Source organism: Adhaeribacter arboris (assembly GCF_003023845.1).
Taxonomy (GTDB): Bacteria; Bacteroidota; Bacteroidia; order Cytophagales; family Hymenobacteraceae; genus Adhaeribacter; species Adhaeribacter arboris.
The window spans coordinates 3076567-3088591 of record NZ_PYFT01000001.1 but is presented as its reverse complement, the minus strand read 5'-3'; the positions used below and the strand labels follow the sequence as shown (position 1 = coordinate 3088591).

Annotated in this window: 7 protein-coding genes; all 7 read left to right on the top strand. The window is 42.4% G+C overall.

All coding sequences use genetic code 11. The features are described 5' to 3' along the window. Window positions 1-51: 51 nt before the first annotated feature. The 7 genes from AHMF7605_RS12790 (at window position 52) to AHMF7605_RS12760 (ending at window position 12018) form a co-directional block, all read left to right on the top strand. Window positions 52-414, top strand: coding sequence for a hypothetical protein (locus AHMF7605_RS12790; protein WP_106929903.1), 363 nt, complete (start codon window positions 52-54; stop codon window positions 412-414). 147 nt (window positions 415-561) lie between these two features. Further along, window positions 562-1026: a lipocalin-like domain-containing protein gene (locus AHMF7605_RS12785; RefSeq protein ID WP_106929901.1), complete on the top strand. Its 465-nt coding sequence runs from the start codon at window positions 562-564 to the stop codon at window positions 1024-1026. Between the two features lie 132 nt (window positions 1027-1158). Further along, window positions 1159-2202, top strand: a complete 1044-nt coding sequence (locus tag AHMF7605_RS12780; RefSeq protein WP_106929899.1) for a LacI family DNA-binding transcriptional regulator — start codon at window positions 1159-1161, stop codon at window positions 2200-2202. A 961-nt stretch (window positions 2203-3163) separates the two neighbouring features. Next, window positions 3164-6187: a SusC/RagA family TonB-linked outer membrane protein gene (locus AHMF7605_RS12775; protein WP_106929897.1), complete on the top strand. Its 3024-nt coding sequence runs from the start codon at window positions 3164-3166 to the stop codon at window positions 6185-6187. An 18-nt stretch (window positions 6188-6205) separates the two neighbouring features. Further along, on the top strand, window positions 6206-7798 hold the full coding sequence (locus AHMF7605_RS12770) for a RagB/SusD family nutrient uptake outer membrane protein (protein ID WP_106929895.1): 1593 nt from the start codon (window positions 6206-6208) through the stop codon (window positions 7796-7798). Window positions 7799-7867: 69 nt separating this feature from the next. Beyond that, window positions 7868-8959, top strand: coding sequence for a SusE domain-containing protein (locus AHMF7605_RS12765; protein ID WP_106929893.1), 1092 nt, complete (start codon window positions 7868-7870; stop codon window positions 8957-8959). Between the two features lie 254 nt (window positions 8960-9213). Then, complete coding sequence (locus AHMF7605_RS12760) at window positions 9214-12018, top strand: alpha-amylase family glycosyl hydrolase (RefSeq protein ID WP_106929891.1); 2805 nt, start codon at window positions 9214-9216, stop codon at window positions 12016-12018. Window positions 12019-12025 lie beyond the last annotated feature (7 nt).

The following is a 12025-nucleotide window of genomic DNA, read 5'->3' as shown; positions in this document are numbered from 1 at the left end:
AAAATACGAATGAACATTGAATTAGAAACAAAATTTATAAGCCGATAAAAAATGAGAGTAACCCTATTTTTGTTGATACTATTCTGGTTGGGTTGTACAAAAAGTTACGCTCAAACGATTGATGGTATCGCCTTTAAAGATTTAGAATACCTGGAGATTGTTGGGAAAGCAAAATCATTATCACCAAAACAGTTCATTGGAATAGAGTACGGACAAGAGAAGACATCCTTACTGTACCCCTATAAAAATACCAAGATTAAAGATGCGGAAGGAAACGTTTTGGAATTTAACTACATGATAGAGGCCTTAAACTTCATGGTAAGAAATGGCTTTGAGTTTGTTCAAGCGTATACCTCTATAGAAGACGAGCAAAGTGTTTATCATTATCTACTAAAAAAGAAGAAGCAGGATTAATCTCCGCTAATATCATTACCTGCAACTAAAAAATTTGTATAGGCCGATTTAAGGTTGAAGAAAAATCATAACTAATAAATAAAAAACTTGCGTAGCAGCGACATTTAATTAAAAAGAAAACCTAAACTATTACTAACAACTCTAAACATGCGAACGAAAATCCCTTTTGTAGTATTAAGTGCCTTTTTAATGGCTTGCGGAGCCGAAAAAATGAACCAGGAAGCACAACTAAATCCTAAGCCTATAATAGGAACCTGGCAGTTAATTAGAGGGACTTTAATTGAAAAAGGCGATACTACGGTTACAGATTACACCAAAAATACTTCGTTCATTAAGGTTATTAACGAATCGCATTTTGCCTTTCTACAGCATGACTTAAATAAAGGAAAAGATTCGGCCGTTTTCGTGGCGGGAGGAGGTACTTATTCGCTCCACAATAATATATACACCGAGCATTTAGAATATTGCAGCGCCCGCGATTGGGAAGGAAATAATTTTAAATTTACGATAGATATAAAAGGCGATACCCTTACGCAACGGGGAACGGAAAAGGTGGAAGGAACCGCAATTAACCGGGAAAATATAGAGCAGTATATTAAAGTGAAAAAGTAATGTTGGCGCGTAAAACCAGAATGATAAAATCTTATAGACTAATGCATAGTATTTACTCTAAAGTTGCTGTTACTGATTTAATTTGCAAAGAATCTATCTTCCGGTATCTTAAAAGGTAACGGCAAAATACTCATGGATGCTATTAACATTAAACAATTAGCGAAAGCACTTAATCTATCTACTTCTACCGTTTCGCGGGCCTTCCGGAACAACAGCGATATCAACAAGGAAACGAAAGAACGTATTCTGACCAAGGCCCGGGAACTGAACTACCAGCCCAACCATTACGCCAGTAATCTGCGCGAAAAGAAAAGCCATACCATTGCGGTAATTGTGCCGGAGTTAGCGAATAACTTTTTTTTGCAGGCTATAAATGGCCTCGAACGGGTAGCCAGCGAAAAAGGCTACCACATCCTGATTTACCTGACCTATGATAAATACGAAAAAGAAATAGCTTTTATCAACGATTTGCACAACGGCCGCGCCGACGGTATTATCATGTCGGTTTCGGGCGAATCGGCGAAGGAGCACAGTTATTTACACCGGCTCAAAAATAAAAACATTCCGCTGGTTTTCTTCGACCGGATTTACGAAGATATAGATGCACCCCGGGTTACCAGCAACGATTACGAAAGCAGTTTTGCCGCCACGGAGCACTTAATTGAAAGCGGCTGTGAGCGCATTGCCTTTCTGGTGATTCACAAAAGTTTATCTATTGGTAAAATGCGCATGCAAGGTTACCAGGATGCTTTATTAAAACACCATTTGCCTTACCAGGATGAGCTCGTAATTGATTGCAGTAATAACCTGGAAGAAAATTATAAGATATTAAGTCAGGCTTTTAAAACGTTGCGACCAGATGGAGCTTTAGCCGCGGTGGAGCGTTTGGCTATTGCCAGTTACTACGTTTGCCACGATTTAGGTATTTCGATTCCTCAGGATTTAAAAATTATTAGTTTTTCCAGTTTAGAGATTGCGCCCTTGCTTAATCCTTCTTTATCTACTATTACCCAGCCCGCTTATGAAATGGGCGCCCAAGCCGCCGCCTTGTTATTCAGAAGCATAGAAACTGGTTCGATGGAAGGACCAACCGAGCATATTATATTAAAATCCAAGCTTATCAAACGTCAATCAACGGCTAATGAATCACCGGTAATTAACTTGTTTCAGCGGTAAAATCCAGGAGTACAAGCTTAGGTTAACCAAAATTTAACGGTAAATAAGCTTTTCAACTACTAGCCTAGTTACTTTTAGAAACCATTCTTAGAATCATTTTTTATAAAGCCAAGGTAACTTAGAAAAGAAGCACTTTTTAGAATTCTGGCTAAATACCCATTAACGGAAATATTGGAGCAGTAATTTGCCCTAAATCATGCAATTTATTTAATAAGCAAGCTGCTTTCTTGAATAGAATACATTTATTTGGGGTTGCGGCTGTAAAAAATGAAATCATAGCGTTCTGCAAAAAATCCTAATTATTGTAATTTTAACAAATAGCCCTTTAAACCTTAAAATCTTATTTTAACCCAATTTCCGGCATCGTTCCCGGTAATGCGTATTATCTACCTACAGGTTGAATTAGGGAACGTTACCGGCATCGTTCCCAATAATTCTTAAATTTTTTAATAAATTTTTTTGTACAATATTATGCTGTATTAAATTCATGTAATTACCTTAAAATCAATGAATTTAATCTTATGGGTGTATTTCTTAAACTTAAATTTTGCTATAAAAGGCCTGAAAGATTAGAATAAATATCTTATTTGATAAAAAACGGTGAGAGCCTTATTTGGAAATGTGAAATGGCTTTACAAAATTGATGAAAGAACGCCAGTTCTGCCCTAAGCAGCTTAATGAGGTATCAAGGAAAAATTATATTACGTAAATTGTTGACCAATTCATTTATACTTTTAAGTAAATCTTTTAGAAATAAAAGCTATTTCGATTTACAAAGAATCTCTCACGGAACTGATTTCGGTATCAGCCAGCTATTGTTCTCGGGCGGCACAGCAATAGTTTTATGCAGAAACTCTTGAACTCTCATTTTTCTGAGTGATTGTGATACTAACGGAAGAACCAGTTTTAATCTTTATCTATTTATTATAATAACTATTTACTACCAAATTAAAAAGCATGTATGAAGAATTTTTCTCACCTATGGCGGCGTAAAAGCTGCTTGCTGCTATTCGCATTAGCCGCCAGCAGCACTGGTTTTAGTATGTCTCCGTCCGAGACAAAAACAACGATTGTTCAACCAATTGCCTGGACCATTACCGGAAAAGTAGTTACAGCATCGGGCGAGGCTATTCCCGGAGTAACGGTATTGCAAAAAGGCACTTCTAACGGTACTGCTACCGGCATCGATGGTTCTTACTCTATTAGTGTACCCGAAGCAGCGGGCTCGCTGGTTTTTTCATTTATTGGTTTTACTACCCAGGAAAAAGCGTATACGGGTCCGGGTAGCATCAATGTTACCTTAACTGACGATGCCAAGGCTTTAGAAGAAGTAGTGGTGGTAGGTTACGGTACCCAAAAGAAAAGCGATTTAACTGGTTCGGTGGCGGCAGTATCCGCCAAAGACTTTAACCAAGGTAACGTAAATACGCCCGAACAATTAATTGTGGGTAAAGTGCCGGGCGTTCAAATTACTACTAATGGCGGCGCCCCCGGTTCCGGTTCCCAAATCCGGATTCGCGGTGGGGCTTCCTTAAATGCCAACAACGACCCCCTTATTGTAATTGATGGCGTACCAGTAGATAACGAAAAAATATCCGGCTCGCCGAACCCTTTAAGTTTAGTTAACCCGAACGATATTGAGTCTTTTAATATCCTGAAAGATGCTTCTGCTACGGCTATTTACGGCTCCCGGGCTTCTAATGGCGTAATTATAATAACCACTAAAAAAGGAAAAGCCGGCGATAAATTTACGGTAGGCTTCAGCTCGCTGGCATCTGTTTCCCAGGTTACGAATACCATCGATGTATTATCGGCCGACCAATTTCGGGCGGTGGTAAACGAAAGAGGCACAACCGCGCAGCAAGCTTTATTAGGCGCCGCTAACACCAATTGGCAAGACCAAATTTTTAGGAGAGCCTTTAGTACCGATAATAACCTGAGTTTTACTGGTTCTTATAAATCCGTTCCTTACCGGTTATCGGTAGGGCGCCTCGATCAGAATGGAATAATTAAAACTTCTAATTTAGAGCGCAATTCGGTGGCTTTAAGCTTGAATCCCACCTTTCTGGAGGAACATTTATCGGTTAATTTAAACGTAAAAGGTACTTTATCGAAAAGCCGGTTCGCCAGCGAAGGAGTTATTGGTTCGGCGGTTGCCTTTGACCCTACCCAACCCGTAAACGTAAGCGAAACCAAATACGGCGGCTATTTTGAATGGTTAGATGCCTCTGGCAGACCGAATACCTTAGCTCCTCGCAACCCTTTGAGTACCTTGGAACAAAGACGCGACATTGGCGAGGTTAAAAGAAGTATTGGTAATATTCAGTTGGATTACCGTTTTCATTTTTTACCGGAGCTGCGGGCTAACTTAAACTTAGGGTATGATATTGTCCGGGGCGAAGGTTCAACCACCGAGCCTATTACTCTGGCCGGCGTATTTAACCAGGGCGGTAACCGCACCCAGTATTCGCAGGAAAAAGATAACAAACTGCTGGATTTTTACCTGAACTATTCGAAAGAACTGACCGCTATTAAGAGTAGAGTAGAAGTAATGGGCGGTTATTCGTACCAAAATTTCCTGCGCCACGAACCTAGCTATGCGGGCTTAAATGCGGCCGGAGATACTTTAACTCCCGCGGCCGCCTTTCCTTTCGAAACCGAAAAAACCCTGTTGGCTTTCTTTGGCCGGATAAATTATTCTTTTAAAGACCGGTATTTATTAACGGCCAACCTGCGTCGGGATGCTTCTTCGGCTTTCGGCCCGAATAATAAATGGGGTACTTTCCCTTCGCTAGCGTTAGCCTGGCGCCTTATTGAAGAGCCTTTCTTACGGGGCAACAACACCTTAACGGATTTAAAACTGCGGTTAGGTTACGGTATTACCGGTCAACAAGAATTGTTAGACGATAATTATCCTTACTTAGCCCGTTACCGCTACAGCGAAGGCACCGCCACCTATCCTTTCGGCGACCAATATTACTTAACCTTACGGCCAGCTGGGTACGACGAAAACATTAAATGGGAAGAAACCAAAGCTTACAACGCCGGCTTAGATTTTGGATTATTCAACGGGAAAGTATCGGGTACCGTCGATTATTATTTTAAGAAAACCGAAGACTTAATTTCTCAAATTTCCCCGGCCGCGGGTACTAATTTAACGAATCAGATTTTTACCAACGTGGGTAATTTGGAAAACGAAGGGGTAGAAGTGGCGCTAACTTTTAACCCTATCACCAACGAGAATTTCTCCTGGTCTTTTGGGGTGAACGGAACCTATAACGAGAGTAAAATTACCAAGCTCAGCAATGTAAGCAATCCGTCTTCGCCGGGTCTGGCCCGCGGGGCAATCTCCGGCGGTACCGGTAACATGCTGCAAATTCACTCGGTAGGGTACGCTCCGTATACTTTTTACACTTACAAGCAAGTTTACGACGAAGCCGGTAAACCCGTAGAAGGCGCTTATGTTGATTTAAACAAAGATGGTATTATTAACGAACAGGATTTATATCATTATAAGTCGCCGCAGCCCAAAGTTTTCTTAGGCTTTAATTCTAATATTACTTATAAAAACTGGAATGCCGGTGTTGTTTTACGGGCCAATCTGGGCAATTACATGTATAACAACGTACAGTCGAACAATGGTACTTACCGGAGCATTTCCAATAGTACGTATTTGTCCAACATGGCCTCGGACGTATTAAGCACTAATTTTACGAACAACCAGTATTTCTCAGATTATTATATTGAGAATGCTTCCTTCCTGCGCCTGGATAATATTACTATAGGCTACAACTTCGGCAAAATCATCAACGAAAAGGTGAATCTGCGGTTATCGGCTACCGGGCAAAATGTGTTTTTAATCACGAAATACTCTGGCTTAGACCCGGAATCGCAATTTAATAACAACAACATTGGCGGTGGTATTGATAACAACTATTATCCACGGCCGCGTACCTTCTCGCTGGGCGTTAACCTTGATTTTTAATTACAAACAAGAAGCAAAATGAAAAATAATTATATAAAGAGTTTACTGTTTACTGGGGTACTGGCCTGTACGCTGCCGGCCTGTACCGATGACCTGGAACTCACCCCTAAATACGAACTTACTTCGGCCAGCGTGTACAACGATTTTACCAATTATAAGTCTGTATTAGCCAAATTATACGCGGGCTACGCGGTTACCGGCCAGAAAGGTCCGGACGGATTAGCGGATGTGAGCGGTTTTGACGAAGGTAAATCCAACTACATCCGGGCGTACTGGCAATTACAGGAATTATCAACCGATGAAGCCGTTATTGCCTGGAATGATGGTACCATCTTCGATATTCACGATATGGACTGGACTTCTAATAACGAATATGTACGCATGATGTACGACCGGATTTATTATCAGATTTCTATTTGTAACGAATTTATCCGCGAAACTTCGGATGATAAACTCAGCGGACGCAATATTACCGGTAATAACTTAGCAGATGCCAAACATTACCGCGCCGAAGTCCGGTTGTTGCGGGCCATGAGCTACTGGCACGCTCTGGATTTATTTGGCAGTGTACCTTTTGTAACAGAGGAAGATAAGGTGGGAGCTTTCTTTCCGAAACAAATTAGCCGCCAGGATTTATTCACTTACGTAGAATCAGAACTGAAAGCTCTGGAAACAGAATTAGTACCGGCTCGCCAAAATGAATACGCCCGCGCTGACCAAGCGGCGGCCTGGACTTTGTTAACCAAATTATATCTGAATGCCGAAGTTTATACCGGTACTGCCCGTTACACCGATGCCATTACCTACGCAAATAAAGTAATTAATGCGGGGTATGCGCTGGAGCCAGAGTACCGCAAACTGTTTTTAGCGGATAATAATACTTCCAACGAAATTATTTTCTTGGTAGCTTTTGATGGTCAGAAAACCAAAACCTGGGGTGGCACTACTTTTCTGGTACACGCCCCCATCGGGGGAAATATGAAGGCGGCAGAATTCGGCGTGAACGGTGGCTGGGGTGGTTTACGGACTACTAAAAACATTGTAAATTTGTTTCCGGATGTTACCGGCACCGCCGACAAGCGGTCCATGTTCCATAGCGATGGCCAGAACCTGGAAATTAATGATATTGCTACTTTCACCGAAGGTTACTCTATTACCAAATACCGGAATGTAAATTCTGCCGGTCAGGCCGGCTCTGACCCTTCTGGTACGCATACCGATACCGATTATCCCATGTTCCGTTTGGCCGATGTGTATTTAATGTACGCCGAAGCCGTTTTACGCGGCGGCACGGGAGGCGATGCGGCCACGGCATTGCAATACATAAATCAGTTACGGCAAAGAGCGTACGGTAGTACTGCCGGTAACATTACCGCTAATCAAATGACGCTCGATTTTATTCTGGACGAAAGAGCCCGGGAGTTAAAATGGGAAGGTCACCGGAGAACCGACTTAATTCGTTTTAGCCGGTTTGTAAGTGGTAGTTATGTATGGCCCTGGAAAGGCGGCGTGAAAGAAGGCCGAGCCGTAGAAGCTTTCCGGAATCTGTATCCTATTCCTACCTCCGACTTAACGGCAAATCCTAATCTGGTGCAAAATACGGGATATTAATAATCAGGGAGGTAGCTGCTTTCTCCATTATGCTACCTCCCGAATTTAGCCTTAAAATAACTTATCATTATGAAATCTACTTTTAAAAATATACTCACTCTTTTAGCCTTAGCTTTATTTGTATTCGCCTGCGAAAAAGACGAGGATAAGGTCGTTATCTCGCCGAAAGCGAATGCTTCGCTGGCGGCTTCCCAAACCAACATTGTTTTAACCGAAGCGGATAAGGGCAAAGATGCGGTTACCTTTTCCTGGAAAGCCGCCAATTTTGGCTACGACGCTGCTGTAAAGTACTCTCTGCAATTCGGTAAAAAAGGCGATAATTTCGCTACGGCGAAAACCGAAGAAATTGGTAACAGTTTCGTAAAGACTTATACTGTAAGCGCCTTAAACAATATTGCCACCGAGTTAGAATTACCCGGATTTTCCCCCAGCGACCTGGAAGTGCGCATTACTGCGCGCATATCCGACCAATATGCGCCTACTTCTTCTAATGTACTAACCATATCCGTTACGCCATTCTTATCAGAACCGGAGTATCCAACGGTGTACTTAGTAGGTGAGGCGGTGGAAAATGGTTGGGAAAATACCAAAGCCTCCGCGATGTTCCGCGACGAAACCGACCCGTTTGTGTACACTTATTCCGGTAATTTTAAAGCCGGAGCCTTTAAGATATTGGGTTATTTAGGTAAGTGGGCGCCGCAATGGGGAGCCAACAGCACCGGAGGCCTGGCTTTCCGGGCTACTGAAGCAGACCCTGACCCATCTTCTTTTACTATTCCGACTAATGGGTATTACACCGTGAAATTAAACTTGCGGAGCAATACCATTACCATTGAGCCTTATGAAGCTACTGGTGATGCGTATGCTTCTATCGGGATTATCGGGCCGTTTACCAATTGGGAAAATATTGCTCCCATGACCAAGTCTGCCTTGAACCCGCATATCTGGTCTACAGAATACACTTTTGCCGAAGATACCGAAATGAAGTTCCGGATTGCCGAAGGCTGGAGTGTTAACTGGGGAGCCGACTCGGATGCTACCAAGGCCCGCACCTACGATAAAGGCAAACGCGATGGACCTAACATTGCCGTAAAAGCCGGTAAATACCAAATCTATTTCAACGACCTTACGGGTTATTACCTCTTGGTAAAGCAACCATAAGTTGTTTATTAACAATATCCTATTCTATTGGCAGCCATTTGTATTTCCTTAAATGGCTGCCGAATAGAATCCCCTACCTGCCGGTATACGGTCCAGAAATCCTGCCCAGTGAAAAGGTCTGATTTTTCCTTATCTAAATTTTTTAGGTCTCTTAATTAAAGTACTCTTTGTAAAAGCTTACGATTCTATAAATAGTTTAATAGAAATAATAAGCATTGGTTGTTAAAAATAGATAGTTCTTACCCGTTAGTACGATGCAAAAATTTACTTTTTTTTTACTAGTATGCCTTGGTAATGCTTTTTCGCTTTTGGGGCAGGTAGTAGTTACAAAGCCGCTTTTCCCTACCACCGACCAACCCGTAACCTTACTGTTTGATGTAAGCCAGGCTAAAGATAGTCGGGCTGCCGAATTATTGGGGAAAACAGATGATGTGTATTTATGGTCAGGAGCCGGCACAACCTTAACGAATGCGTTTGAGTTTCAACCGACTGGTCAAACAAACTTTGCTCAGCCATTTGGGCCCGGCAAAATGACTTCATTAGGAAATAACCGTTGGCAGATTACCCTTACTCCTCGCACGTATTTTAATATTCCGGCTGGTAAAAATGCGGTGCAATTAGGTGTACTCCTAAAAAATGGCGCCGGCACCGCGCAAACCGAAGACTTCATCGTGCAGGTTTACGAAAATAGATTAAACGTAACCTTCCGGCAACCAGAACAACGCGAATTTTTCGTCGAGGCTAATGCAACTATTAACGTAAAAGGGTATTCTTCGGCTAAGGCTACTTTAACTTTACAACAAAACAACCAGGTTTTACAAACTACTGCTAACCAGGATTCGCTGGTATATTCGCTTAACAGCGGTGCCCAAGCTGGATTACGGCAGATGGTTATCTTTAAAGCTACTACTGCTACTGAAACTGCCGCGGATACTTTTTATTACACCGTAAAACCAAATGCCCCTATTGCGGAACTGCCAGCTGGCATGAAAGATGGCATTAATTACCTGGGACCCAATCGAGTACTGCTGTCATTATTTGCTCCGGCAAAAGATTTTGTGTACGCCATTGGAGAGTTTAACAACTGGACTCCCTCCGCAGACTTCCTTATGAAGCGCACCCCTGATGGAACGCGTTATTGGCTGGAATTATCTGACCTGGAACCTGGAAAAGAAATCGCCTATCAGTACCTGGTTAACGGCACTCAGGCTGTAGCTGACCCGTACACCGATAAAATTCTGGACCCGAATAACGATAAATTCTTAACCCCGGCAAATTACCCCAACCTGAAATCTTACCCCAACGGGGCTACAGGTATTGTTTCCGTTCTGCAAACCAATCAAGCCGCGTATAACTGGCAGGTAACTAACTTTCAGCGACCTGAAGCTAAGAATTTAGTAGTATACGAACTCCTGGTACGCGATTTTGTAGCTACTCATAATTACAAAACTCTCGCCGATACTTTAACTTACCTTAAGCGCCTCGGAGTAAATACCATTGAGCTGATGCCGATAATGGAGTTTTCGGGTAATGATTCGTGGGGATATAATCCCATTTTTTACTTCGCACCGGATAAGGCCTACGGTACGAAAAACGATTTAAAAGCTTTTATCGATGAATGCCACCAAAACGGAATAGCCGTTATTCTGGATATGGTGTTAAACCAGGCCGATTATGAATTTCCTTATGTAAAAATGTACTGGGATGGGAGCAAGCCGAGCCCCGATAATCCGTTTTTTAACCCACAAGCTACCCATCCGTTCAGCGTTTTTTTTGATTTTAACCATGAAGCGGCAGCTACCAAAGCTTTAGTAGAACGAGTAAACCGTTACTGGCTCGAAGAATATAAATTTGATGGTTTTCGGTTTGATTTATCGAAAGGCTTTACTCAGAAAAATACCGGTGATAATGTAAGTGCCTGGGGTAATTACGATGCCAGCCGCATTGCTATCTGGAAACGCATTTACGACCAAATCCGAAGCTATGACCCGACCGCTTACGTACTTCTAGAGCATTTTGCCGATAACCCCGAAGAAAAAGAATTAGCGGATTACGGTATGCTTTTCTGGGGCAATAGTAATAATGACTACCGCAATGCCGCAAAAGGTAATGCTGCCAATCTGGATTGGATTTCTTACAAGAAAAGAAGCTGGCAACAACCGAACGTGGTAGGTTACTTGGAAAGCCACGACGAAGAACGACTTTTATACGATGTCCGTCAGAATGGCCGCTCGCAGGGCAGTTATAATACCCGAAATTTAGCTACAGCTTTGGAACGGGCTAAACTGGCTGCTGCCTTTTTTCTACCGGTCCCCGGACCTAAACTAATTTGGCAATTCGGCGAACTGGGATACGATGTTTCGATTAACGAAAACGGCCGAACCGGGGCGAAGCCTATTCGTTGGGAGTACCAACAAGATTCTAACCGGCAAAAGCTCTACCGGGTTTACGCTGAATTGATAAAACTCAAATTAACCCAACCGGTTTTCCAGACCCAAGATTTTATTTTAAATACAAGCAATATTGTGAAGCGCATTACTTTACAGCATGCCTCCATGAACGTGCATATTCTGGGTAATTTTGATGTGCAGCCCCAAACCGCCGAATTCGGTTTTCCTAATACCGGAAAATGGTACGATTACTTTACCGGCACCGAATTGGAAGTAAGTAACCCAACTGCCCGCATTACTTTACAACCCGGCGAGTTTCACGTGTATACCACTGTTAAATTATCCACTCCGGAAGCAGGCTTAGTACCTTGGGAAGGCATTCCCGGGGTAGTTACCGCCATAGAAGACGACCTGCTAAACGAAAGCTTACGGGTATATCCTAATCCAACTACAAAGGAAAGCTACCTGAGTTTTAAGAGCAATTACCGTGGTCCTGTTACCCTGACGCTTTATGATTTGCAAGGTCGTTTGCTCCAGAAGCAAGAAATTTCAAAAAAACAAGAAATGCTATCGCATAGTATTCCGCTACAGCAAAGAAAAGCCGGAGTTTATTATTTAAGAATTACCCAGGATAAAGGCACCGTGGTAAAAAAGCTAGTGAAATGGTGATTATACT